At 66.2% G+C, this 23,988-nt stretch carries 21 protein-coding genes; 10 read left to right on the top strand and 11 right to left on the bottom strand.

The window, feature by feature from the left end; translation table 11 throughout:
• Positions 1-174: 174 nt before the first annotated feature.
• On the top strand, positions 175-489 hold the full coding sequence (locus tag J3S89_RS00105) for a DUF736 domain-containing protein (RefSeq protein WP_217925431.1): 315 nt from the start codon (positions 175-177) through the stop codon (positions 487-489).
• A gap of 139 nt (positions 490-628) precedes the next feature.
• Here J3S89_RS00105 and J3S89_RS00100 read toward each other — a convergent pair whose 3' ends face one another.
• On the bottom strand, positions 629-817 hold the full coding sequence (locus J3S89_RS00100; protein ID WP_217925430.1) for a hypothetical protein: 189 nt from the start codon (positions 815-817) through the stop codon (positions 629-631).
• Between J3S89_RS00100 and J3S89_RS00095 the strand changes: the two genes are divergently transcribed.
• Positions 816-1,538: a phospholipase D-like domain-containing protein gene (locus J3S89_RS00095; protein WP_217925429.1), complete on the top strand. Its 723-nt coding sequence runs from the start codon at positions 816-818 to the stop codon at positions 1,536-1,538. The genes J3S89_RS00100 and J3S89_RS00095 overlap by 2 nt on opposite strands.
• 77 nt (positions 1,539-1,615) lie before the next feature.
• Here J3S89_RS00095 and J3S89_RS00090 read toward each other — a convergent pair whose 3' ends face one another.
• Together J3S89_RS00090 and J3S89_RS00085 are read right to left on the bottom strand one after the other, a co-directional pair.
• Positions 1,616-1,879, bottom strand: a complete 264-nt coding sequence (locus J3S89_RS00090; RefSeq protein ID WP_217925428.1) for a WGR domain-containing protein — start codon at positions 1,877-1,879, stop codon at positions 1,616-1,618.
• A gap of 259 nt (positions 1,880-2,138) precedes the next feature.
• On the bottom strand, positions 2,139-3,080 hold the full coding sequence (locus J3S89_RS00085) for an AraC family transcriptional regulator (RefSeq protein WP_217925427.1): 942 nt from the start codon (positions 3,078-3,080) through the stop codon (positions 2,139-2,141).
• 138 nt (positions 3,081-3,218) lie between these two features.
• Between J3S89_RS00085 and J3S89_RS00080 the strand changes: the two genes are divergently transcribed.
• The 5 genes from J3S89_RS00080 to J3S89_RS00060 all read left to right on the top strand — a co-directional run bounded on the left by J3S89_RS00080 (position 3,219) and on the right by J3S89_RS00060 (position 8,440).
• Positions 3,219-4,073 (top strand): NmrA family NAD(P)-binding protein, encoded by an 855-nt coding sequence (locus J3S89_RS00080; protein WP_217925426.1) that lies wholly within the window; start codon positions 3,219-3,221, stop codon positions 4,071-4,073.
• A gap of 56 nt (positions 4,074-4,129) precedes the next feature.
• Positions 4,130-4,552: a nuclear transport factor 2 family protein gene (locus tag J3S89_RS00075; protein ID WP_217925425.1), complete on the top strand. Its 423-nt coding sequence runs from the start codon at positions 4,130-4,132 to the stop codon at positions 4,550-4,552.
• Between the two features lie 148 nt (positions 4,553-4,700).
• The gene (locus J3S89_RS00070) at positions 4,701-5,126 is read left to right on the top strand and encodes a hypothetical protein (protein ID WP_217925424.1); all 426 of its coding nucleotides are present in this window, start codon (positions 4,701-4,703) and stop codon (positions 5,124-5,126) included.
• Positions 5,127-5,216: 90 nt separating this feature from the next.
• A complete protein-coding gene (secD, locus tag J3S89_RS00065; protein WP_217925423.1) occupies positions 5,217-7,718 on the top strand; it encodes a protein translocase subunit SecD in 2,502 nt (833 codons plus the stop codon).
• The gene (locus tag J3S89_RS00060) at positions 7,715-8,440 is read left to right on the top strand and encodes a LysE family translocator (protein WP_217925422.1); all 726 of its coding nucleotides are present in this window, start codon (positions 7,715-7,717) and stop codon (positions 8,438-8,440) included. The genes secD and J3S89_RS00060 overlap by 4 nt, the downstream gene beginning before the upstream one ends.
• A 387-nt stretch (positions 8,441-8,827) precedes the next feature.
• Here J3S89_RS00060 and J3S89_RS00055 read toward each other — a convergent pair whose 3' ends face one another.
• From J3S89_RS00055 to J3S89_RS00030, 6 genes are all read right to left on the bottom strand, one after another.
• Positions 8,828-9,598: an HAD-IIA family hydrolase gene (locus J3S89_RS00055; protein ID WP_217925421.1), complete on the bottom strand. Its 771-nt coding sequence runs from the start codon at positions 9,596-9,598 to the stop codon at positions 8,828-8,830.
• Entirely contained in the window at positions 9,595-10,452 is an 858-nt protein-coding gene (locus J3S89_RS00050) for a metallophosphoesterase (RefSeq protein ID WP_217925420.1), read from the bottom strand. Before J3S89_RS00050 ends, J3S89_RS00055 begins: the two co-directional genes overlap by 4 nt.
• A 71-nt stretch (positions 10,453-10,523) precedes the next feature.
• The gene (locus J3S89_RS00045) at positions 10,524-11,798 is read right to left on the bottom strand and encodes an ABC transporter substrate-binding protein (protein WP_217925419.1); all 1,275 of its coding nucleotides are present in this window, start codon (positions 11,796-11,798) and stop codon (positions 10,524-10,526) included.
• 62 nt (positions 11,799-11,860) lie between these two features.
• Positions 11,861-12,709 (bottom strand): carbohydrate ABC transporter permease, encoded by an 849-nt coding sequence (locus J3S89_RS00040; protein ID WP_217925418.1) that lies wholly within the window; start codon positions 12,707-12,709, stop codon positions 11,861-11,863.
• Positions 12,706-13,638, bottom strand: coding sequence for a carbohydrate ABC transporter permease (locus J3S89_RS00035; RefSeq protein ID WP_217925417.1), 933 nt, complete (start codon positions 13,636-13,638; stop codon positions 12,706-12,708). Before J3S89_RS00035 ends, J3S89_RS00040 begins: the two co-directional genes overlap by 4 nt.
• The gene (locus J3S89_RS00030) at positions 13,635-14,753 is read right to left on the bottom strand and encodes an ABC transporter ATP-binding protein (RefSeq protein WP_217925416.1); all 1,119 of its coding nucleotides are present in this window, start codon (positions 14,751-14,753) and stop codon (positions 13,635-13,637) included. The genes J3S89_RS00035 and J3S89_RS00030 overlap by 4 nt, the downstream gene beginning before the upstream one ends.
• A 101-nt stretch (positions 14,754-14,854) precedes the next feature.
• Between J3S89_RS00030 and J3S89_RS00025 the strand changes: the two genes are divergently transcribed.
• On the top strand, positions 14,855-15,745 hold the full coding sequence (locus tag J3S89_RS00025; RefSeq protein WP_217925415.1) for a LysR family transcriptional regulator: 891 nt from the start codon (positions 14,855-14,857) through the stop codon (positions 15,743-15,745).
• A 592-nt stretch (positions 15,746-16,337) separates the two neighbouring features.
• Here J3S89_RS00025 and J3S89_RS00020 read toward each other — a convergent pair.
• Positions 16,338-17,159, bottom strand: coding sequence for a response regulator (locus J3S89_RS00020; RefSeq protein WP_217925414.1), 822 nt, complete (start codon positions 17,157-17,159; stop codon positions 16,338-16,340).
• Between the two features lie 734 nt (positions 17,160-17,893).
• Between J3S89_RS00020 and J3S89_RS00015 the strand changes: the two genes are divergently transcribed.
• Both J3S89_RS00015 and J3S89_RS00010 read left to right on the top strand, forming a co-directional pair.
• Entirely contained in the window at positions 17,894-19,729 is a 1,836-nt protein-coding gene (locus tag J3S89_RS00015; protein ID WP_217925413.1) for an LIM domain-containing protein, read from the top strand.
• Positions 19,726-21,294: a methylation-associated defense system protein MAD7 family protein gene (locus tag J3S89_RS00010; protein ID WP_217925412.1), complete on the top strand. Its 1,569-nt coding sequence runs from the start codon at positions 19,726-19,728 to the stop codon at positions 21,292-21,294. The genes J3S89_RS00015 and J3S89_RS00010 overlap by 4 nt, the downstream gene beginning before the upstream one ends.
• 1,855 nt (positions 21,295-23,149) lie before the next feature.
• Here J3S89_RS00010 and J3S89_RS00005 read toward each other — a convergent pair.
• The gene (locus J3S89_RS00005; protein WP_230489103.1) at positions 23,150-23,701 is read right to left on the bottom strand and encodes an acyl-homoserine-lactone synthase; all 552 of its coding nucleotides are present in this window, start codon (positions 23,699-23,701) and stop codon (positions 23,150-23,152) included.
• Positions 23,702-23,988 lie beyond the last annotated feature (287 nt).

Raw genomic sequence — 23,988 nt, 5'->3', positions numbered from 1 at the left:
ACTTTCTTCCCCTGCGAACGGGTTCGCATTCCTCGCGGACCAACAAAGTCGCGTCCCACCGTCCTCCACTTCGTTTCGGCCTCTTCGAGGTGCGGTCCGATCGTCCCCGGTCCAGGTGACAGCCATCGAGGCCGCGGTGGGCGCGGCTCGAACCAGACGAAAGGCTCAATCATCATGGCGACCATCGGCTCCTTCACCTCGACCGGCAACGGCTTCAGCGGCTCGATCCGCACCCTCGCCCTCAACGTCAAGGCCCAGTTCCGGCGCATCGACAGCGCGTCCGACAAGGGACCGCACTTCCGCATCTTCGCCCAGGGTGGCGTCGAACTCGGTGCCGCCTGGCAGCGCGTCGCCGAGGGCTCCGGCCGGGACTACCTCTCGGTCAAGCTCGACGACCCGAGCTTTCCGGCTCCGATCTACGCCACGCTGGCGGAGGTCGACGGTGAGGAGGGCCTGCAGCTGATCTGGTCCCGGCCGAACTGGGACTGAGGCTCACGCCTCCGGCCCCGCCCACCGGCGGGGCCGGCTCCCTCCACTCGGGCGGAGTGAGCTCCCACGGCGTCACTCTTTCTCGCGCCCGAATACCCGAGGGTCGGCTCGGATCGACGGTGCCGGCGGGCTGGTTCATTCAGTTCGGTTTGAACGGGAGGACGTTCGCAGGGCGGGGCGAGGTGTCTCCGGCCTGTGCTCGCGCTTCCACGCGCGCCATTTCGAGCAGGAAGGCGAGCATTGCCAGCCCGCCGTCTTCGGCAATGCCGATCAGCTCGGTCAGTGCGACACTGATCTCCCGCGCCGCCGACTCGGACTTCTCGACCATGATTCCACTCTCCCCGTTCGATCGTCTCACCATGCCACACCTCACCCAGGTTCGAACCCCGTTCCATCGTCTCTTGCTGTTGGCCGTGGTGACCATCGTCGCGCCGATGCCCCTGATCGCCGCCGAGCCGATCGAGATCCACCACTCCCCGATCGAGAACCTCGAACGCCTCGATGTCGCTCTGATCGACGAAGCCGAGACCTCTCTCGATGTCGCGGCCTACATCCTGACCGATCGTCCAGTGATCGATGCGCTGATCCTGGCGAAGGAGCGGGGTGTCATCCTGCGGATCCTGCTCGATCCCTCTCAGAAATCGGACTTCGTCAGGCTCGCGCCGCTCGAGGAAGAGATCCGCCTCAAGAGGAAGGGGCCGATCATGCACCTCAAGGCCTACGTGGTAGACGGCGAGCGTCTCCGAACCGGTTCGGCGAACCTGACGGCGTCCGGACTGAAACAGCAGGACAACGACCGTCTGGTGATTTCGGTGCCGTCGGTGGTTGCGGCCTTCCGCGCCGATCTCGAACGAATGTGGACGAGGGCCGTCCCGATCACTCGGGCCCAATCCGGTGACGCCGCGCCGAACCGATTACCGGCGTCGCCTGCCTCGGGCCGAGAAAAAACCGCCGGTGCGGAGGCTCCGGCGGTGAAAGTGGTATCAGGGAGGAAACGCCCGAGAAGGGCCATCGCTCGAAAGCGATACGACCAAGGTAGTAAGAAGTAACACTCATGGCAAGATGCTGCGATGCAGCATCTTCACATATCCGCCGTGCATTCGCCGATGGCCTCTCGTGGCACTCTTCAGGGAAGTGCCGCCCGGGTCGCGTCGCGATAGCCGCGTCGGCGCTTCGTGCGTTCGAGGCGGGCAAAGGGCACGGCGGTGTCGCTCGGGTGGTCGAAGGTTTCGATCAACGACTGACCGGCGGTGCCGATGCGGCCCCATGTGCGGACGAGCGAGGCGCCACCGAAGAGGGTCGGCTGCACGGAGAGCTCATAGAAGCGCCGCATGTTTCGGTCGAAGTCGATGCGGTGCAGGTGGATCGGGTCGGGCACGAGCGTCGTCATGATGAGAGTCTCGCGCGGCAGCGACCAGGCGTCCAACGACTTGCGTGAATCGGTTCCGACCTTTCGATTCTCGTCGTCGATGGTTTGGTCGAACCTGGGCCGACGGACTCCCGTCTTCCTTTGGCCGCTCGAACCGGTTCTCGCCGACGCAGGCCCGCATGTCGCAGCGGCGAAACCAGATGGCACGGCCACTGTGCAGCGGCGGATTGTCGGCGGCGAAGGCGATCGGCGCGTCGATCTCCGGTGCCCATGCCCATCGTCAGCCGAGATGGATCCGGTCGGTCGCGCGCGCGTCGCCGGCTTCGGCCGCTCGGGATCGCCACGCGCCGGGCGGCAGCCCGTGATGACGTCGGAAGGCGGCGGCGAAGGCGTAAGGAGAGCCGTAGCCGACCGCGTCGGCGATCTCGGCGAGACTCTTGGTGCCGTCGCGCAGATGGTCGCGGGCGAGCGTCATGCGCCACTCGGTCAGATACTGCATCGGCGTCTCTCCGAGTGCCTCGCCGAAGGCGCGTGCGAAGGCGGCGCGCGAGAGCCCGCCGATCTTGGCGAGTTCCGGCACCGACCACGGATGGGCGGCGTCCCCGTGGATCGCCTCCAACGCCGACTTCAGCCGGCGATCGGCCGACGCCCGATACCATCGTGGCGCCGAGGCATCGTCGCGGAAGCTGGAGCGAACCGCGAGCACCAGCAGGACGTCGAGGAGCCGGTCCAGTACCGTGTGCTGGCCGGGTTCGGAAACCGCCAGCTCGCGCGACAGGAGACCGATCACCTCGCGCATCGGGTCGCCGATTTCCGGCGTGAGCGGGATCACCGGCGGAAGGGCCGCGAGCAGCCCCTGGCCGACGTCGCCGGAAAACCGGTAGGCGCCACAGAGGAACACCGTCGCCTGGGTATCGTTCGCGACGGCATCGTTCGCATGCGCCGCCCGAAACGCATCCGGCTCGAGGCAGGGGACGCCGGGCTCGTGCCCGATGAAGTGATCGCGGCCGCCCCGCACCAATGCGAAGCGGCCCGGTGACAGGGGGATCGGCGCCTCGCTCGGATCGTCGAACCACAGCCAACACTGCCCGCGCGCGACCGCATGGACGGCGAGTTGGATCTCGCCGCCGAGCCGCAACCCCCACGGCGGCCGGGCGACGGTGCGGGCGAAGACGGCGCCGGAGGCGCGGGCGCGGGTGAGATGGTCGGCGAGCAGGTCCATGATCCAGGAGATTGCGTGGAACGATCGGCCTCGTCAACGGCATGAGCGTTTCGCACAATAATCAGAGCGAACCGAACATTGAAGCGCGCGTCCTTCGTCCGCATCATCTCTCCACGATCCGATGACGGAGGACGACCGATGATCACATCTCCGAAGACGACCCTGGTGCTCGGCGGGACCGGGCGAACCGGAAGGTTGGTGGCCCGAGGCCTCGCCGAGCGCGGCTTCGCCGTGCGCACCGCCGCGCGGCACGGCGCCGACGTGGTGTTCGACTGGGACGACCCGACGACCCATCGCGCGGCGCTCGCAGGTGTCGATCGGGTCTATCTGGTGACGCCGGTGGCGCGGACCCGCTTCGCCGGGACGGTCGCCGACTTCCTCGACCTCGCCGTCGGCGCCGGAGTGCGCCACGTGACGCATCTCAGCACGTACGGCAGCGACCGCGCCCCGCCCGAGGTCGACATCCTCGCGGTCGAGCGCGATCTCGTCGGCCGGGGCACGATCAGCCATTCCATCCTGCGTCCCGCCTGGGTGATGCAGAACTTCGCCGACGACCATCTCCCGATCGTCGACGGGGCGATCGTGGTGCCGACCGGTGGTGGGGCCGAGGCCTTCGTCGACGCCGGCGACATCGCTGCCGTGGCGGTGGAGACGCTCGCCCGGCCGGAGGCCCATGCGGGCGCGGTCTATGCGCCGACCGGCCCCCGCGCGCTCACCGTCGCCGAGGTTGCGGCCATCCTTTCCGAAGAGACCGGCCGGCCGATCCGGCACGTCGACGTCGATCGCGACGCCTGGGTCGACGGCGCGGTGGCGGCCGGGTTCGTTCCTCCCGACTACGCGGTCATGCTGCGGTGGCTGACCGGCACGATCATCGCCGGCGACGGCTCGCGGCCGAACGGCGACGTCGAGAGGGTCACCGGCCGGCCGGCGACCGACTTTCGCGACTTCGTCCGGCGCAATCTCGCGGCGTGGGTGGTGCAGGCCGCCGAGTGAGCGATCGATCGGAAACGCATCACGGCCGAGGGCCGAAGATCACGGGAGACATCGCAATGGGAAGCGAGCACTACACCGCCTATGAGGGCGCCGAACCCTATTTCACCCTGATCCGCGGCGCCTTGGGCGATCTGGTCGACGGCGAGCACTTCTTCGACGTCGTCGCCGAGGACGTCTCCTACGAAGTCCGCTACGAGCTCGGCTGGCCGCGTGTGATCCAGGGGCGCGCCGCTCTGATGGCGGCCTTCGGCGGCTACGTCGAAGCGATCCGCATCCGCTCGGCCGACGAACTGATCGTCACCAGAGCCGATGGTGGCCGGGTCGTGGTGGTCGAATACGACGTCCACGGCACGATCCTGGCCACGGGCGCGACCTACGACAATCGGTTCTGCTCGATCATCGAGATCGGGGACGGCAAGATCGTCCGTTGGCGCGACTACATGGACTCGCATGCGGCCTGGGTGGCATTGAACGTCTGACCACGCGGCGCTGAGCCCATGACGTTTCCGATGGCCGCGATCGAGGGAAGCAGCTCCGACCCGATCTCGTGGCGATCGCCGTCCGGGGTGCCGATTTCGGCTTCGGTCTGATAGAAGGTGGGATCACCCGCGAGGCCGAGGACCCCCGTTGATCCCGACGTCGAACGACACGATCCACTCGACCGACCCGTCGGCCGGCTGGAACGCGCGCTGGAAGGCCGCGTTCGGGGCGCTCGCGGTCGCGTTGCTGTGGTTCGGGATCGCCGTCGAGACGCCGCGCGCGGTGCCGTCGGCAGGTGCCTTCGGGCGATCGGTCGCAGATGCGACCGTGCGCCGGCTGCTCCTCCTCGGTGCGCGCGAGCGCGCGACGACGGTCGCCACCACCCGCGTGAGCGATCCGCCGCGCGCCGATCGCGGTCCCGACGCCGGGCTGATGCCCGACCTCGACCGGATCGCCCGCGTCGACACGGCGCTCGGACGCGGCACCCTCCCGGCCGACGCCGCGCCGACGCGCCCGGCCTTCGCCTTCCAACCCCGTGGACCGCCCGAAGCCGTCACCTTCGCGGCCGCCTGAGCGGCCGCTCCTGCGACGATTCGGTCTTCTTCGCGCCTCCCCGCTCCCCTGCGGGCGGGAGAGTGCGCGCTCCTCCACGGAACATCCCACATGCGAACCTCTCCCTGGCTGGCGGCCACCTACGTGGCCGTCATCGTCCTCGGCATCCTCACGGCTCTGCCGAACCTGCTCTCACCCGCCACCCTCGATCGGCTACCGACGTGGTTTCCGCGCACCCACGTCTCGCTCGGTCTCGATTTGAAGGGCGGCTCGCATCTCGTGCTCGAGGTCGACGCCGCCTCGCTCGCCGACGAACGCCTGCAGTCTCTGGTTCAGGACGCCCGCAAGGCGCTGCGCGCCGCCGACGTCGCCACCACCTCGATCCGGCGGGTGCGCGACACCGTCGCCGTGTCGCTCGTCGATCCGGCGACGCGGGAACGGGCGGCTGCCGAACTGCGCAAACTCGCCAATCCCGTCGGGCTCGGCGGCACCGCCTCCGATCTGGAGGTGAAGCCGGTCGCCGACGGATCCCTCGTCCTCTCGCTCACCGAGGCGGGGCTCCTCGACCGCCGCAACGCCGCGGTCGGCCAGAGCCTCGAGATCATCCGCCAGCGCATCGATCAGGTCGGCGTCGCCGAGCCGACGATCCAACGCGTCGGCGCCGACCGTATCCTGGTCCAACTCCCCGGCGTCCAGGACCCGGCGCGTATCCGCCAATTGCTCGGCTCGACGGCGAAGATGTCGTTTCACCTGCTCGCCGAGAGCGGGGGATCGGGCGTCACGATGCGGAAGGACGGGGAGGGGCGGTCCTATCCGGTGCTCGACCGGGTCGAGCTCGCCGGCGATCGCCTGACCGACGCGCGGGTCGGCTTCGATCCGCGCACCAACGAACCGCTGGTGTCGTTCCGCTTCGACAACGCCGGCGCGGCGCGCTTCGGCGAGATCACCAAGGCCAACGTCGGCCACCCCTTCGCGATCGTTCTCGATGACAAAGTGCTCAGCGCCCCGGTGATCCGCGAGCCGATCACCGGCGGATCGGGGCAGATCTCCGGCAACTTCACGGTCCAGCAGGCGAACGATCTCGCCGCCCTGCTGCGCGCCGGCGCGCTGCCGGCCAAGCTCACCGTGATCGAGGAGCGCACCGTCGGCGCCGATCTCGGTGGCGACGCCATTCGGATGGGAGTGACCACCGGCCTCGCCGGCTTCGCCCTCGTCGTCTCCTTCATGCTGCTGCTCTACGGGGCTTGGGGGCTCCTCGCCAATCTCGCGCTCGGTCTCAACGTCGTCCTCACCTTTGCCGCCCTGTCGCTCCTCGGTGCGACGCTGACGCTGCCCGGCATCGCCGGCATCGTGCTCGGCGTCGGTCTGGCGGTCGACGCCAATGTCCTCATCAACGAACGCATCCGCGAGGAGACGGCCAAGGGGCGCGGCGCCTTCGCAGCCCTCGACGCCGGCTTCCGCCGGGCCTATTCGACGATCGTCGATTCCAACGTCACCTCGCTGATCGCCACGGTGTTGCTGTTCTGGTTCGGCTCCGGGCCGGTGCGCGGCTTCGCCGTCACCATGGGGCTCGGCATCGTCATCTCGATGTTCACCGCCGTGTCGGTGGTCCGCGTCCTGATGACGGCGATCGTCCGACGTCTGCGGCTGAAGACGCTGACGATCCGGCCGCTGCTGCCGATCCGGCTCGTCCCCGACGGCACGAAGATCCGCTTCATGCGGGCGCGGTTCTTCGGCATCGGCTTGTCCGCGGTGTTGTCCATCGCCTCGATCGTCCTCTTCGTCACGCCCGGCCTCAACTACGGCGTCGATTTCCGGGGAGGCATCCAGATGGAGGTGACGACGCGGACGCCGGTCGATCTCGCCACGCTGCGTCACGGCCTCGACGGGCTCGGTCTCGGCGAGGTGACGCTGCAGGAGTTCGGCGACGCGACGCGGACCCTCGTCCGGGTCGAGCGCCAGCCGGGCGACGAGGCGGCGCAGACGGCGGCGGCAACGAGGCTCAAGACCGAGATCACGGTACTGGAGCCGACCGCCGAGATCGCCCGCACCGAGATCGTCGGGCCGAAGGTCAGCGGCGAACTCGCCACCGCCGGCTTCCTGTCGGTGGTGCTCGCCAGCCTCGCCATGCTCGCCTACATCTGGGTCCGGTTCGAATGGCCCTTCGCGGTCGGCGCGATCGCGACGCTGGTGCTCGACGTCACCAAGACGGTCGGCTTCTTCGCCCTGACGGGGCTCGACTTCAACCTGACGGCGATCGCGGCGCTGCTGACGCTGGTCGGCTACTCGGTCAACGACAAGGTCGTCGTCTACGACCGGATGCGCGAGAACATGCGTCTCTACAAGGCGATGCCGCTCCGCGAGATCATCGACCTGTCGATCAACGAGACGCTGGCGCGAAGCCTCTTCACTTCGGCGACGGCGTTCCTGGCGCTGTTGCCGATGGCGATCTGGGGCGGCAGTGCGGTCGAGAGCTTCGCCGTGCCGATGATCTTCGGCATCGTCGTGGCGGCGTCCTCGTCGGTCTTCATCGCGGCGCCGATCCTGCTGTTCCTCGGCGATTGGCGCAGCCGTCGGGCAGCGTCTGCGAAGGCGGCCGGCGTGTCGGCGTGATCGCCGAGACCTGGGCACCGGCGGCGGCGTTCGCCGCCGGTGTCGCACGTCGCTCGAGACGCTCGCCGTCACGGCGGTCCGCGCTCTTGGACACCGAGCGACGGCATGACACAGTGGGCAGGAGGTGCGGAGGCGACGACCCGGACATGGAAATCGGAGCTTTTCTCTTTGCCGTCGCGGCATTGTTGCTGACGCCGGGACCGACCAACACGCTGATGGGCTTGGCCGGGGCGTCGGTCGGTTTCGAACGGGCGTTGCGGCTCGTGCCCGTGGAGATCGGCGCCTATCTGCTGACGACCCTGCCGCTCGCCCTGGTCGGGACCGAAATCCTGACCCGTTGGCCGGGGGCGGGTTCCGGTTTGAAACTCGTCGCGGCCATGTGGGTTTTTCTTCTCGCGATTCGATTGTGGCGTTCCACGACATCGAGCGAAGATCGCCGCCTCGTCACCGCGCGCCGCATCTTCGTCACGACGTTGCTCAATCCGAAGGCACTCGTCTTCGGACTGGTGTTGCTGCCCTCGCCGGATACGAGGGAACTCACCGCGCGTTTCGCCGTCTTCGCGGCGGCCATCGCCGGCGCGGCCGCCGTTTGGGCGGCCGGCGGTCACATGCTGCCCCACGATCGAACGAATGCCGAGCCGTCGCCGCTGGTGCGTCGCCTCGCTGCCGGATGGCTCGCCTTCGTCGCCGTCTGGGCGTTCGCCGCGGCGCTGCCGACGTGATCCGACGAAAGAGGTCGGTCATTTGGTGCGACTCTCAGTGGGTCGGCAACGGACGGTTCGCCGCAGATCTCAGGCGCCGAAATAGGGGATTACTTCGTTGGAAGCGCGTCGTCGCAGTCCATCTTCGTGTTGGCGCCGTTCCGTTGTCGAGAGGGCTCTCCGATAGATCGCTCGGTGAGTGGTGAGGGACGAAGGGATCCACCTCCCGGGTTCATTCATGACACCGAGAAATGCACTATCGGCACGTCCCCCGGCCCGAAGGCCGTGTACTGACCGCGACGCCGATCCTGGCCCGCCCCAACGGCCTCACGACGACCGAGGCGCGGCCTTCGGGCGGGGCCTCCTGCGCCTCCGGGTGGGCTCGGCTGGTAGTTGCCGTCCCCGACATCAGCACAGGGCGCCGAGATCGGCGGCGACCGCGCGACGGCCGCGCCCGATCAAGACGGCCGCCATGCCGATCGCCTCGGCCCCGACGAGATCGGTCTCCCGGTTGTCGCCGATCATCACGCCGGCGTGCGGCTCGATGCCCGCGAGAGCGGCGCGGAAGATGGTGGGCTCGGGCTTGCCGACGACGGTGACGGCGGCGTTCGGCACCGCGGCCCGCAGGGCGGCGAGGAGGACGCCGGTCTCGATCAGCGGACGCCCCGTCCGGTCCGGCCGCCAGCGATCGGGATTGGCGACGACGATCGGCACGCCGTGGTGGGCCGCGGTGACGAGCCGTTGGAGATGCCCGGCGTCGAAGCTCGGATCGTTGCAGAGGAGGACGACGTCGGGCCAGTCGCTCGTCGTCCGCAGGCCGAGATCCTCCGCCTTGGCGCGGAGGGCCGCCGTCCCGAGGATCATCGCGGTCGCGCCCGGATGGCGTTTTGCCAGATGGTCGACCGCAAGCTCGCCGGCGAGGAAACAGCGCTCCGCCGGCACCGGAAGGCCGATCGCGGCGAGCCGGGCGGCGAGCGTCGCGGCGAGATCGGTCGAGTTGTTGGAGACGAGACGCAGCCGCTCGCCCATCCGCGCGACGAAGTCGATCGCGCCGGGGCAGGGGGCTCCGCTCTCGACGAGGCAGCCGTCGACGTCGCAGAGCACGACGCGGGCGGCGGCGATCCGGCCACGGGCCTCGTCGAGCGCCGCTCGCCCGGCCGACACGGACGGCCGGGTCATTCGACGTCCATGCCGAGAGCATAGCCACGTCCCACCGTCTCCTCGGCGACGAGCGAGAAGCGAACGTCGTCGTCGAGGACGTCGACGAAATGGACGACGACCATAAGGTCGTCGATCAGCGCGACGGCATAGCCCGGCGGCTCGCGGCTGCCGACGATGTCGTCGGACGCCGGCCGGCCGTCGACGCGCAGATGTCCGTCGAGCGCGAGCTGATGGTTGACGCCGCGCGTTCCGGAGAACGGCCAGCCGCGCCAGGTTCCCGAGATCGGCCGGTGGAGATGGCCGAAGAAGAGATGGCGGATGCGGGCGCGATGCGGCTCGAGCACGGAGGCGAGCGCGTCGGCGTCGGCGAGAGCGATCGCGTCCATCGGCGCGATCCCGACGGCGAGCGGCGGATGATGCAGGAAGATCGCGACGTCGCCGGAGGTCTCCGCGAGGATCCGGGCGAGGCGGGCACGGCGGCGCTCACAGAAACTGCCCATGTGGCTGCCCGGCGTCACCGTGTCGAGGAAGAGGCAGGTGAGATCGCCGATCCGCCGCGCGCCCTGGACGAAGCCGTCGTCGTCGACCATGGCGCGGGGGACCGACGCCTGGAACACCTCCCGGTCGTCGTGATTGCCGATCAGGAAGACGACCGGCAGGCCCGCCGCGTCCCACAGGGCGGCGAAGGTCGCATAGGCCTCCGCCTCGCCCCAATGGGCGAGATCGCCGGTGACCACGCAGAGATCGGCGTCGTCGTGGTTCGCCCGGATGTCGGCGATGGTGCGCGCCAGCCGCTCGCGCGGATCGAGGCCGTAGAGACGATGAGGTTCGGCGGCGACATGGGTGTCGCTCACATGGATGATCTTGATCATGAGGAGAACCGGGAGGTGAGACGTCGAGCCCTCCCTCGACGGCGACCGCCGAGGGAGGGAAGCGGGGAAGATCAGTTCTTGGCGGGAAGCAGAGCCTGGACGTCACGCGCCATGTCGGTGAGCACGGCGTCGGCCTCGGCCGCGCGGCTGCCGTCCATCACCGACTGCAGGCGATCCTTGATCACGTCGGTGATCTTGAGGCCGTTGTCGCCGGGGAAGGCATACCAGTTGGTGAGGTAGGCGAGCTGGGCGACCGCCGTGAACTGGTTCGGGTTCTTCGCGTAGAAGTCGGCGAGGCGATCGGCCGCCTTCTTGTTCGGCGCCATGTAGCCGGTGTTCCGCACCATGATCGCGCCACCCTCGGCGCCGGTCCAGAACTTCACCATTTCCCAGGCGGCCTTGCGCTTCGCGGGATCGGTGGTGGTGATCATCATGACGTTGCCGCCGGCGGGAAGCCGCGACACGCCCGGCGTCAGCCCCGGGAAGGGCGAGGTCTTCATCACGAACCTGTCGCCGATCTGCTTCGTCAACGCGTTCACATAGGCCGTGGTGGTCAGGAGCATGCCGACCTGACCGGCGGCGAAGGCGGCGCGCATGTCGTTGCCGGAGATGTTCGGAGTCTTGGTCTCGCTCACCATGCGGGCGAAGGTGCCGATCGCCTTGCGGCCGGCCTCGCCGTCGAAGGCGACGCGGGTCTCGCCCGCGTCCATCATCGTGCCGCCGTCGTCGAACACCAGCGCCTGGAACAGCCAGTTGCCGGAGATCGACCATTCGGCGGCCATGCCGTGGACGCCGGGCCGCACGCCCTCGATCTTCGTGGCGAGCGCGAGGACGCCGTCCCAGGTGGTCGGCAGCGCGGCGGGATCGCCGCCGGCGGCCTTGACCAGATCGAGGTTGAAATAGGCGATCGGCAGCGACACGGCGAAGGGCACGCCGTAGACCTTGCCGCCGATCGAGCCGGCGTCGAACATCGCCTTGTGGAAGCCGTCGGCCTCGAAGCTCTTCTCGGCGGCGATGAAGTCGTCGAGGGGGGCTGCGACCTGCTTGTCGGCGAGGGCGCGGACGCGGTTCAGCGCCTGGAAGGTGACGTCCGGGCCGGTGCCCGTGACCGCCTCGCGCAGGATGCGCTGGGTGGCGTCCTCGTAGTCCTTGTAAGGCGCGCGGAAGGTCACCTTGATCTTGGGGTGCTTGGCGGCGAAGGCCTCGGCGATCCGCTTGTGGGTCTCGTTGAAGACGTCGCCATAGGGGTATTGGACGACGATCTCGGTCTGGGGCTCGGCGAGCGCCGGGCCGGCCACGAGCGCCAGTCCGAGCGTCAGGGCGGAGAGGGAGAAGGTCCGGGTCATGGGAGGGTTCCGGTCTTTCGAGCGCATCGACCGCCGCGCTCTCTGGCGGATCACGGGAGGGTTCACTTGACGCCGGTGAAGGCGATGCCTTCGACGAAGCGGCGCTGGGCGAGGAGGAAGGCGGCGACCAGCGGCGTCACGATCACCGTCGCCGCGGCCATGAGGACGCCGTAGTTGGTGCCGGCGTCGTCGTTGCGGAAGGCGACGACGCCGAGCGGCGGCGTGAAGAGCGTGTCGGAGGAGACCGCGATCAGCGGCCAGAAATAGTCGTTCCAATGGGCGACGACGGAGAAGATGGCGAAGGCGGAGATCGCCGGTCCGGCCGCCGGCACCATCACCCGCCAGACGATCGCCAGCTCCGACATGCCGTCCATCCGCGCGGCGTCGACGAGGTCGTCGGGCAGGCTCAGGAAGAACTGGCGCATCAGGAAGATGCCGAAGACCGAGATCGCAAACGGCGTCACCAGCGCGGCGTAGGTGTCGAGGAGGCCGAGCGCGTGCAGGCCGACGAAGAGCGGCACCGCAATGGCGTGATAGGGCACCAGGAGGCCGAGCAGCACCGCACCGAACAGGAGCCGCCGGCCGCGAAACTCCGACTTCGCGAGGGCGAAGGCGGCCGGCACGGCGATCGCGAGCTGGAGCGCCAGGATGGTCGCGGTGACGATCACCCCGTTGAGGAGATAGCGGCCGAGCGGCACCGCCGCGAAGGCGTGGGCGTAATTCTCGGACGCCGCCAGACGGCGTGGCCACAGGTGGAGATCGGTGGTCAGGATCTCGTCGGGCGCCTTCAGCGAGGTCGAGACCATCCACACGAAGGGCGCCAGCGTCACCACGGCGAGCGCCAGGAGCACGGCGTCGCGCGCGATCGCGCCGACCGAGAAGCGGCGAGCGGGAAGACCGATCCGGGTCATCGGGCGTGGATCCTCTTTTCGACCAGCAGAACCTTGGTCAGGGTCACGACCAGCATGGCTGCGACGAAGACGACGGCGATCGCGGCGGCGCGGCCGGTGCGGAAGAACTCGAAGCCCTCCGCATACATCGTGTAGAGCAACACCTCGGTCACCTTGTTCGGGCCGCCCTTGGTCAGTGCGTGGACGGTGTCGAACACCTGGAAGGAGCGGATCGTCGAGATCACCACGACGAAGAGGGTCACCGGCGCCAGAAGCGGCCAGGTGACGAGCCTGAACCGTGCCCAGGCCGAGGGCGCGCCGTCCATCTCGGCCGCGTCGTAGAGCGAGGTCGGGATGCCGGAGAGGCCGGCGAGGAACAGAACCATGGCGAAGCCGAACTGCTGCCAGACGCCGATCACCGCGAGGGCCGGCAAGGCGGTGGCGCCGTTCTGCAGCCAGTTCATCGGCGCGACGCCGACGAGGCCGAGGACGGCGTTGACGAGGCCGAAGGTCGGATGGAGCATGAACTCCCAGACGATCGCCATGGCGACCAGCGAGGCCATCACCGGCAGGAAGAAGATCGTCCGCCAGACCGGGGCGAGAGCGCCGCTGCCCTGCAACGCCAGGGCGACGGCGAGGCCGAGCCCGGTCGAGCCGGCGACCACGGCGACCGCATAGAGGGCGGTGTTGGCGATCGATCGCCAGAACACCGGATCGCCGGCGAGATCGGCGTAGTTGGCGAAGCCGACGAAGCGCCAAGCCTTGGCGCCGAGCTGGTAGTCGGTGAGCGACAGCGCCACCACCACGATGAGCGGCACCACGAGGATCAGACCGATCAGCGTCGCCGCCGGTCCGACCAGCCCCCAGGCGGCGCGCTCCTCGTGGGGACGACGCGGCCGCTCGCCGGCGATCGACCGATCGGCGGGCGCGGAAACCGACATTTCGGTCATGCCCCCCTCCCGACGACGGAGCGCAGGCGGCGGCCGGCCGCGTCGAAGACGAGCAGGCGATCGGGTCGGATCGAGAGACCCCAGGTCTCGCCGATGCGGGGACGCGGATCGTGCGGATCGCGGCGCACGACGATCGGCACGGCGGCCGCGACCGCGAGATGGACCATCAGATCGCTGCCGAAGTTCTCGAGGTGGACGACCCGGCCGGCGAGCGCCGCGCCGGTGGGATCGACGAGCCGGACCGCCTCCGTGCGGAAAGCGAGACGCAACCCGTCCGGATCGGGCGCCCGCGTCGCGTCGACACCCAGGGCGGCGGCGAGAGCGGCGTCGGCGGTGATCACGTTGATCTTCGGCGAGCCGACGAATTCGGCGACGCGGAGATCGTCGGGATCGGCATAGACGGCGTCGGGCGTACCGACCTGGAGGACCGCGCCGTCCATCATCACGGCGATCCGGTCGGACATGGTCATCGCCTCGGCCTGATCGTGGGTGACGTAGACGAAGGTGGTCTCCAGCCGGCGGTGGAGCGAGGCGATCTCGCTGCGCATCTCGACCCGCAGCTTGGCGTCGAGATTGGAGAGCGGCTCGTCCATCAGAAAGGCCTTGGGGCGGCGCACCATGGCGCGGCCGAGGGCGATGCGCTGACGCTGGCCGCCGGAGAGTTCGCCGGGCCGGCGGTTCGCGAGCGCCGCGATGCCGAGCGTCTCGGCGACGCGGGCGACGTCGGCGGCGATCGCGGCATGGGCGGCGCGGCTTCCCGAGAGATGGCGTCCGACCAGAGGCAGTCGCTGCGCCGTGGTGAGCCGCCGCATGACGAGCGGCACGGCGATGTTCTCGGCGACCGTCAGATGCGGATAGAGCGCGTAGTTCTGAAAAACCATGGCGAGGTCGCGATCGCGCGCGGCGAGATGATCGACGTCCTCCCCGGCGAGGCGGATCGCGCCGCGATCCTCGCGCGTCAGCCCGGCGACGATCCGCAGCAGGGTCGACTTGCCGCACCCCGACGGGCCGACCAGCGACAGGAACTCGCCCGCCGCCACGTCGAGGTCGATCCCCCGCAACACGGGCGTCCGCCCGAACCTCTTTTCGATGCCGTCGATCTCGATGCGTGCCATGTCGCGTCCTTCCGTCGCGACGGGCATAGAAGATCGACTTGCAGTCATGATGACATGATATAAATTTGATTTATGGATCCCAGAGACCGCGGACCCGAGCCGTGTCGAGCGAACCGCCGAGCTGGGCGCAGCTGCGCGCCTTCAACGCCGTCTTCAAGGACGGATCGATCTCCCGCGCCGCCCACCGTCTCGGTCTGACCCAGCCGGCGGTGACGGCTCAGGTCCGCGCCCTCGAACGCGCCCATGACGTCCTGCTCTTCGAGCGCACCGGTTCGGGGATGCGCCCGACCGCGCTCGCTCGCCGTCTCTATGCGGAGACCGACGGGCTCGACACCATCGCCGACGTCGCGGCGGACATTCTCGGCGCCTCACGGGCGCTGGAGATCGGGGATCTGTCGATCGCCGTCGGCGCGCCCAATCCGGCGATGGCGCTGATCGCCGAATATCACCGCCGCTTCCCCGGCGTGCGGATCACCACGAGCTTCGGCAACTGGGGCGAGGTGACGGCGGCGCTGCGCGAACGCCGTTGCGACGTCGCCATCGCCACCGAGGCGCCGAAAGACGACGACGTCGTCGCCGTCTCCTTCGCCTCGCAGCGGGTCGTCGCGGTCGTCGCTCCGGATCATCCGCTGACGCGGCGGCCGCGACCGTTGTCGCTGGCCGAGATCGTCGGCCATGCGGTGATCTTCCGTCCACCCCCGTCGCTCACCCAGCAGAAGCTCGAGGCGGCGTTGTCGCGGGCCGGGCTCGCGGTTTCGCCGGTGGTGACGCTCGGGACGCGAGAGGCGCTGATCGAGGCGGTGACGCAGGGGATCGGTGTCGGTTTCATGTTCGAGCAGGCGACCAACCGCCGCGAGGGCCTCGTCCGTCTCGCCGTTGCCGAACTCGCCGATGTCCACCACGAGGACGTCTTCTGCCTAGCGGCCTATCGCCGGCGGCGGACCGTCGCAGCGCTCTTCGACGCCGCCGAAGAGATGGGGTCCAATCTCTGAATAAGCCAATGTGAGAGGATTTGGCACTTGTTGATCGGTACCCACTCTGACGACGCGGTGCTCGCTCTGTGGCGGGCCGGCCTCCCGCTCAAAACCATCGTGCGGCAGACGGGTAACAGTCGCGGTAGCGTTCTTCGCATTCTGCGCGGCGAGCGCAACGACGTGTTCCACCCCCGGGCAAAGCTCGCTCGAAACCCATCTTTCCTGGCTCGATGAATGCTGGAAGGGCGGTCATCGCAAGGGAGCATCTCTCTAGTGTGCACTGAAGACGCCCGGCCTCGGCAGAAGTCTTGCCGTAGTTGCCGGGTGGGCGACGAGACACCGTCGAAGCGATACGATGGACGCTGGAAGCATCATGCGAACGCCGTCGGCCTGTCGTCTTGCCCGTTTGATGACGACGTGCCGCGATCACTGACGCAATCGGAAACGGTCGCTGTGAGGGCGGTCGAGCGCGGGGGCCCCGTGCTGGTCGACGCACGCCACGTGGTCGACGAGTTTCAGTCGATGTTCTGGCGCCACGATGAGACTATGCTGACGCGTTGCTCACGCACTCACCAAGTGGAACCCATGGAGCTCCCCGGAACGCTGACCATCACTGCATGTCCACGTCGACTAACCAGGGTTCCGAACTAAATGGCAGGGGCATTCGATAGATGATATGCATGATCGCATCTATTTCTTGTGGCCCGAATGGCTTGCGAAATTTGAATCGCGGATCGACATTTGGAAGACAGAGGAATGCCTCATCGGAGGCTGACATGAAGACGACATGGGCCTCGACCCCAAACGCCTTCATGATGCGAAACGTGTCGATTCCCGATACTCCGGGCATATTCAAATCAAGGAAAACGATGTTCGGCTTTTGCGCGGCAATTTCCTCGAGACCCGAGATGCCATCCTCGGCTTCGTAGCTGATGACGCTGAAGATCGAGCGAGCGAGAATCTTTCGAATAATCTTCCTGGCGGTTCCCGAGTCATCGATGATCAGTACTCTCTGTGTAATTCGAGTTCGATGAAATGTGCGAAGAATTCGAAATATATCATCCGCTGAGAATGGCTTGTTTAGGTAGTCGTATGCATGAAGTCTTCGCATTAAATCTCGTGTTGCATCGTCATGTGATGCAGACAGCACGGCATAGAAAGGCATCTTATCACTTTTGTTGGCAGAACGTACGACGTCTTCGCCAGAGAGAGACGGCAGTGAGAGATCGATGAATGCCACATCGACAGAACCTTGCTCTATCAACTGCAGAGCCTCGAGTCCGTCATTCGCGATGGTCACATTCGTGGGGTGCTGAAACTGCGAAACGGCCTCAGCGAGCAGCTTTGCGTGGATCGGCGAATCTTCGACAATCAATACTTGCCACGGCAACGGGTCGGTGAACTCCACATCGCTCGCAGGGGTGACCAACATCTTCTCAAAACCAGGGCAGACTTCGCTTCCGACAATCTGGCATCGATAGATTAAGAATTTGGAGCCAAGCTAGGGACGCCGGCATTTATTCAGCGGGAGAAGGAAGGTATTTGCCAGGCAGGCGAAGGCCTCTATCTGATATTTTAATCCATCGAGTTCGATGGGTGGCTTCACTGCCTCATATTCGGCTCTGCAAGTGCAGGAAAACAAGAAGCACACAGAATACATAATATGTTCGGCGTGTTCCTCTCTGCCGCGTTCGTCATCGACGTTCTCCACGGTCACGCGTACGAATAGGATACCCGGGTGGCGTCACCATCGTACTCGACGACTTTGGTGCCGCGGTTCTTGATTGCTGGTACGTTTCGGCAAAGAACGGAGTGTTATTGTACTAATATATCGTTGCATATTCTTCGAGAATATTCCATAATATACACTATGCGAATCTGAGCGTGTAGGCGGTGGATTCTATTCTGAAATGCGAAAACTCCCTATCTCTGGCTGAAAACAGCCAACGGATTCACCGCGTAATTCGCACTTTTAGTTACTTTTTGTTCGATTAGGCTTTCGAGCCTCGATGGCTGCAACGCGCCGAAAGCGGAAGCTTGGATCCCGAGCCTCCGGCAAACTCGGCGCGGTTCATTTTGGGTGCGCTTGCATTCTGGATTGTTTGCAGGTCAGTATTATTTGGGAAGTTGAGTCGTAGTCCTCGCATTGGCGCGGCGGGTAGGGAAATGTCCATTTTTCAGACAAACCGATTCGTAAGATTTTTGCGAAACTACGGACCGATCCCAACGAATGACAATCTCTTCGATGAGGTGATTCAGCGCACGCTGCTGCGAGAGCGCATCGCGCCGATCACGCTTCCTGTGCAGTTTCGCGACGAGATCCTCGCCAATCTCAAGTCGGCCGACCCGGTTTCGGAAATTCTGACTGGCACGGCCGGCGACGGTAAGACCTATTGCTGTCGCTCCGTCTGGCTGGCCTGCGGCGGGTCCGAAACCGAATGGAACGGCAAGTCGACGGTCAAGACGGTATCGTTCGACGGCCGCGAGCTCATCGTCATCAAGGATCTGAGCGAGCTTGCCGCCGAGGTGAGCGCCCCGTTGCTGACGCGGATGGCGGAATGCGTGACCTCGTCTGACGCCACGACATTGTTTCTGGTCGCCGCCAACCACGGCCAGCTCTTGGAGAAGCTCAAAGCGACGCCGAAATCCGCGGCGACGATCGCCATGACGCAGGCGGTCGAGGCGACGCTGGTCGGCGACGCGGTCGCGCCTGGCGTTCGCCTTAGCCTGCGCGATATGAGCCAGGCGCCAGCCGCCGACATGATCGGCCGGGTGATCGAGGCCATGACCAATCATCCCGATTGGGCTCAGTGCGAAGGCTGCCAGGCAGCTGGCGCTGGCAAATGCCCGATTCAGGAGAATCGCGATCGCATACGCGGTCTCGCCGACGGCGACTTGTTGCACCGGCGCTTGCGCGCTCTGATCATGTTGAGCGAGCAGAACGGCGTGCATTTTCCGGTGCGCCAGCTCTTGATGCTGGCCGCCAATTTGATCTTGGGTCATCCGGATTGCCGCGACGGGCTGATGACCTGCGCCGACGTACCTGAATTGGCGATCAAGGGCACGTTCGACCGGGCCAGCGTGTTCCGTAACATTTTTGGCGAAAACCTGCCGGCGCGGCGAACTGAGAAGATCGATCTATTCCGCAAGCTCAACGCTTTCGGCATCGGCAGCGAGGCGAGCCGTCGCGTCGATAACGTCCTCGTCTACGGCGCCGACGATCCCGCTTTGGCCGCAGCTTATGGCGAGTTGGTCCTCAACGATCCCATCTATGGCGGCACGTCGAGCTATCGGCGCGGCCAGCAAGACTATCTGGAGGGCGCCGACACCGACGCCCGCGACGAATTCCTGAAGATGCTGCGCGTGCAGCGGCAGCGCGTGTTCTTCACGCTGCCCGACGATCGCGCCGAGGCGCTGTCACTGTGGGATCTGACCATTTTCCGCTCAGGCGGCCTTTTTCTGCAAGTCGCCGATCTGCTCGCCGCCAAGAAGACGTTGCCGCGCAACGTATTGCCGGTGCAAGTGCGCGGTCTCAACCGCATTTTCACCGGCATGCTGCTCCAGACACATGACGATCTGGTTCTGGCGACCTCAGGCAGCTATTCGCAGTCGAAGACCAGCCCGTTGCTCGACGAGATGATTTCCGTGCCGCGCAAGGGCGGACAGAAGGTCGAGCTCGTCGCTAACGACACGGGCGGCATGGTCCTCGAGGTCAGGCTGTCGCGGGGCGACGATCCGGGCCCCATTCGCCTGCCGCTGACGCCGACCCGGTTCGAATTCCTGGTCCGCGTGTCGGACGGCGCGCTTCCGAGCAGCTTTTCGCTGGAGTGCCACGAGGATTTGCTGGCGTTCAAGGCCAAGCTTCTCACCGCTACCGAGCGCGAGCGCTTCTTGGCGGCGGATGGCGATGACGAGACCGCCGATGACGAGCTCGTCCTTCAATTCATTGAGCTTGACGGTGAAGGCCAAGCGGCGGTTCGACGGGTCACGGTGAGACTATGAGCTTCATGGAGATTTTGCCGCGGCCCCAATATCAGGAAGACAGCTCGACCGGCCCGCAATTGTGGATCGACGAGCAGATCTGGGGCCATCGCCTGCATGACGAGCAAACACCCTGGCTGACGATGCTGGAGTTTCTCGGCATCCTGCACGCCGAGCATCGGCAAGGGCGGGCGCTCAGCGAGGCTCGGCTGAACGAGCTGACCTATCGGCCTCAGCTTCAGCTTCGCTTGCGAAACCTGCTCTTCAACAATCCCCACATGGCCGTCGTTCGCGCCTCCGGCAAGAACGACGAGGGCATGTGGACGCAGTGGCTCGACTTGATGTCGGCGGGTGCCGGCGGCCTGGAAAACAAGGACTTCAGCTACCTGCGCGACCGCTTCGAGACCTTCAAGGACTTCGACGCCGTCGTGTCGTTTCTGCAAGGTTCCTCGATCGAGGGCGGCGGCAACAAGCGCTGGAGCTCGAAGTTTATTTTCCCCTTCGGTGTCAATTCGTTGTACGAGGACGCCAAGGTTTCGGCGTCTGGCGGCGTGTCGACCGATCGCCGGTTCTTCGGGCGCACCGGTGAAATCCTTTATCTGATGCTGTGCCGCAGCAAGCGCGCCGCGGACCTGGCGGCGCGGCTCGACAACCGCCTGCTCAAGGTCGAAGGGCCCTACGACAAGCTCGTCGGCGCCTTGCAAAACACCGCCGAGACGACGGTCAAGGAGCGAGCCGGCTCTTATCTGCCGTGTTCGCAATATGCCTGCTTCGACCATCTGGCCGAAGACTGGATCGCGGTGCTCGATCTGGAGATCCCGGCTTACGACGCGCTGCCGCACATGGTGACGCTGCTGGGGCTGCATATCCTGCTGTATCAGCTGGCGCGCGCGGCCGAGGTTTTCCCGGAACAGCGCAAGATTTCGCTGGTGTGCGAAATCGTGTCGCCGAAGCGCTCGAACGTGCGCGAGCTGTCGGCCAATTCGTATCAGCAGAACAACACTCTGCCCGGCGAGGCGCTCGAAGCGTTCGTCCGGTTGGTCGCGGATACGCCGGAGTGGAAATCCGCGTTGGCTTCCGAAGAGGCCGGCGCCAGCGCCGTAGAGGTGCTGAGCCGGAAGTTCGATTGGCCGGAGCGCGACGACGCCGAAAAGGTCAAGGCGTCGCCGGATGCTCTGCTCGCCGAGCTCCTGAAGGCGGCGTCGAAGCGGCACAAGCTGCATGTCGGCAAGTTCCACGCGACCTGGGCGCGGCTGATCGGGCTGTCGTCGCGCCGCGCTAGCCGGCGCACGCGCTATGCGCCGACCGACCGTCTGCTCAAGACGTTGGTCATTTGCGCCGTCGATGGCCGGATGGAGTTCAAGGAGTTCCTCGAGCATCTCCATCAGCGCTACGGCATGGTCATTGGCGACCGGCAGGCCCAGGATTTCATCGCCCGCGGCGACGCCGACCAGGAAAATTTCTCCGACAACGCGCGCTGGCTCGAAGAGCGTCTGGCGAGCCTCGGTCTGCTCGAGCGGCTGTCCGACTCCTGCGCTTTTGTCAAAAATCCCTTCAAGAGGCGGTTCAGTCGTGAATGCACTTGAGCTTCTTGGCGTCGTCGGCGCCTCTTCGCTGCGCGATCGGCTGTCGAAATCATCGGACAGCGACGGCGTCGCACGGTTTTTGCTCGATCGGCTGACCGGCGAGCAGGTCGCGGCGATCGTTCATGCGCTGCTGGCCGACGCGGCGACCGCGGCCAAGGTGAAGATCGCGCTCCCGCGCAAGCTGGTCGAGGGGTTCGGGCTGCCCGAAGGGGTCATGACCGACGAGCGCATGACGGCGGTCCGGCACGGCGAATGCGATCGGCCGGCGCTATTGATCGCCAACATCGACGACGACCAAGGCGGCTCGCTTCACGACGTCACGCCTTTGGGCGCGAAGGAGCTGATCGAGGAGCCGGGCCTGTGGGTTGCCGCCGCGAGCCGCAATCTCGGCCTGTCGGATCAGCAGCTCGACGCGTGGGAGACGGCGCTGCGCGGCTTCTCCGCCGCTGACAATTGGCCGCTGCACCAGATTTCGCACTACGTCGGCATGACACGCGCTGCCATTGAAACCGACGGCCAGCCGTTGATCGACGCGCTCGGCTGGGCCCTCCCGGCGCTGCGGCTGCCGCGCGACAGCGGCTATTTCCGCGGCATGCGGCAGCAGGACCAGACGTCTGCGCCGCGCTGGAGGAAGCTGTTCAGCAAGCTCGTGAGCGACCGCCGTCCGTTGCTCGAAAAGCAGCGGCCGCCGCGCGGCGTCATCGAATCCGAGGACTTGCGGACGCAATTCGAGGCGGTCAGGCAGGAAATCAAGCCGGAGGTCCATGCCGCGATCGAGGCCTTTATCGAGTCGCCGGCCTGTTGGCAGCCCGAGGCGGAGGCCCTGTCGCAGTTCGAGTGGGAAACCGACGGCATCCAGCAGGTTTTCTCCGGTCTGCGGCAGCGGAAGACGAACCTTCCGCAGGAAACGATCGAATTCTTCGATTTTTATCATCCCGATCGTCTGTCGGACGCCGAGAAGGACTATCTCAAAAAGGCCCGGGAAACCAAGACGCCCAAGGAGGCGAGCGAGCTCGATCGTGAGTTCTACGAGGCGCATCGCGAGGCTTTGGGCGAGGAGCGGTCGCTGCGCGCCAAGTGGGAGCGGTTTGTCTTCGGCCGGCCGATCGAATGCACCGATTTTCTCGACGGCCTGTTGCGCACCGTCGAGCGCCTCTATGGCCAGGCGGGCTCGCTCGGCGTGTCGCGGTCGCTCGTGGTCGAGACGGTGCGGCGCAAGCGGGCGCAATGGCTGGAGCTTAACGAGCGGGTCGCGATGGCGTTCAGCCTGCGCTATCGCGGCCTACCAGCGCTGCTGGGCGACGCCGTAACTTGGAAGGATCACGAGCTCTTCTCCTACGAGGCGATCCTCGAAAAGGCGCGGCGCCGCAAGAAATACCAGCCGAACAAGTCGGTGGCGCGCGCCAACCTGCAGATCAAGTTCGACGTGACGCTAGTGATCGATGGGCAAAGCTCATCGACGGTCCAAATGATTTGGAACGGGCGGCCGGAAACGATCGGCAATGAGTTGATCGGCGATCTCGATCGGCCGACCGCGGCGATCATGATCTTGTCGCATCCGATCAGCGCTTCGAAGAAGCGTGTGACCGTCGCCGAAAGTCCGGCCAGGTCGTCGATCGAAGCGAGCTCCACAGGATCGGCTCCGGACGAGAAGACGTCGGCGGCGCTGCGAACGACGAGAACGCGGAGCGCCTCGTCGGCATTGGCGCGTTCGAGCCGATCGGCCAGGCAATCGAGATCGTCGATCGCCAGCATTCCCGTCGCCGGCAGGATGATTTCGGCGATCGAGGTGCTCGGGCGAGCGAAGGACACGTTCGTCATCATGGGTCTCCAGCCTATCCGTTCGATCTTCGGCTCAGACCGCCAGGGCCTGCGGCGTCGCCTCACCGAGCCGTCCCCAGAGTTCCAGAACGGGTGCATGAGCTCCACGGAACGCGCGGATCGCGTCGATCGTGCGCTGGCCGAAGGTGACCTGGGTTGCGACGATCTGCTGGTTGCCGATCTTTCGCTGGAAGCCGAGCGGACGGGCAAGGAACTGGAGTTGCATGGCGCGCAGGACCCACATCGGCTCGAACTCGATGATGACGTTGTCGATGCCGGAACTCATGCCCCATTCGACGAAACCGGCGATCAGTTCGGAGCCGGCCGTCGACACGCCGCGCCGCCCGTCACGATGTTCGGGCGCGACGCAGTATCGGGTGAGTTCCCAGATGCGATCGGAGCACGGCGGCGTTCCTTCGCAGAGCTCGGGAAAGACCGACGAGAGCAGGTTGGGACGTGTCGTCGGCAGCATCCGCTGATAGCCGACGACGGCACCGTCCCGGACGCAGAAGTGATGGACGGCATGTTCGTCGTCGAACTGGTCGAACTCGCGGCCGTCGGCGCGGCGCAGGTCCTCCCATCCCATTTCTTCGACGAACACTTGGTGGCGCAGCCGCGACGACTGCTCGAAGAGATGGGGGAATTCGGCCTGATCGGCTCCGGAAACTGCGATGATCATGATGACCTCCTGTGTCGAGAGGCCGAGACCATCGGTCAAACCCGCGAGGCCGCCAATTGCGGGATCAGGGTATTGATTTCGTCAGCGCACGATGCCGGCGCGGATCGCTTCTGCGACGGCATGAGCACGATTGGCGGCGCCGAGCTTGCGTTTCGCGTTGGCGAGATGGCGCGCTGCGGTGTGCTCGGAGATCG

Source organism: Pinisolibacter aquiterrae (assembly GCF_019160155.1).
Classification (GTDB): domain Bacteria; phylum Pseudomonadota; class Alphaproteobacteria; order Rhizobiales; family Ancalomicrobiaceae; genus Pinisolibacter; species Pinisolibacter aquiterrae.
The sequence above is the reverse complement of the archived record's forward strand: the minus strand, read 5'-3'. Positions and strand labels throughout refer to the sequence as shown.

Bases quoted from the DNA above. Each gene is read 5' to 3' on its own strand.
- J3S89_RS00090 (WP_217925428.1), bottom strand. From the start codon at position 1,879: ATGACGACGCTCGTGCCCGACCCGATCCACCTGCACCGCATCGACTTC.
- secD (WP_217925423.1), top strand. From the start codon at position 5,217: ATGCGAACCTCTCCCTGGCTGGCGGCCACCTACGTGGCCGTCATCGTC.
- J3S89_RS00085 (WP_217925427.1), bottom strand. From the start codon at position 3,080: ATGGACCTGCTCGCCGACCATCTCACCCGCGCCCGCGCCTCCGGCGCC.
- J3S89_RS00050 (WP_217925420.1), bottom strand. From the start codon at position 10,452: ATGATCAAGATCATCCATGTGAGCGACACCCATGTCGCCGCCGAACCT.
- J3S89_RS00055 (WP_217925421.1), bottom strand. From the start codon at position 9,598: ATGACCCGGCCGTCCGTGTCGGCCGGGCGAGCGGCGCTCGACGAGGCC.
- J3S89_RS00105 (WP_217925431.1), top strand. From the start codon at position 175: ATGGCGACCATCGGCTCCTTCACCTCGACCGGCAACGGCTTCAGCGGC.
- J3S89_RS00005 (WP_230489103.1), bottom strand. From the start codon at position 23,701: ATGGGATGGGAGGACCTGCGCCGCGCCGACGGCCGCGAGTTCGACCAG.
- J3S89_RS00100 (WP_217925430.1), bottom strand. From the start codon at position 817: ATGGTCGAGAAGTCCGAGTCGGCGGCGCGGGAGATCAGTGTCGCACTG.
- J3S89_RS00045 (WP_217925419.1), bottom strand. From the start codon at position 11,798: ATGACCCGGACCTTCTCCCTCTCCGCCCTGACGCTCGGACTGGCGCTC.
- J3S89_RS00015 (WP_217925413.1), top strand. From the start codon at position 17,894: ATGTCCATTTTTCAGACAAACCGATTCGTAAGATTTTTGCGAAACTAC.
- J3S89_RS00095 (WP_217925429.1), top strand. From the start codon at position 816: ATGATTCCACTCTCCCCGTTCGATCGTCTCACCATGCCACACCTCACC.
- J3S89_RS00035 (WP_217925417.1), bottom strand. From the start codon at position 13,638: ATGACCGAAATGTCGGTTTCCGCGCCCGCCGATCGGTCGATCGCCGGC.
- J3S89_RS00075 (WP_217925425.1), top strand. From the start codon at position 4,130: ATGGGAAGCGAGCACTACACCGCCTATGAGGGCGCCGAACCCTATTTC.
- J3S89_RS00010 (WP_217925412.1), top strand. From the start codon at position 19,726: ATGAGCTTCATGGAGATTTTGCCGCGGCCCCAATATCAGGAAGACAGC.
- J3S89_RS00080 (WP_217925426.1), top strand. From the start codon at position 3,219: ATGATCACATCTCCGAAGACGACCCTGGTGCTCGGCGGGACCGGGCGA.
- J3S89_RS00030 (WP_217925416.1), bottom strand. From the start codon at position 14,753: ATGGCACGCATCGAGATCGACGGCATCGAAAAGAGGTTCGGGCGGACG.
- J3S89_RS00040 (WP_217925418.1), bottom strand. From the start codon at position 12,709: ATGACCCGGATCGGTCTTCCCGCTCGCCGCTTCTCGGTCGGCGCGATC.
- J3S89_RS00020 (WP_217925414.1), bottom strand. From the start codon at position 17,159: ATGTTGGTCACCCCTGCGAGCGATGTGGAGTTCACCGACCCGTTGCCG.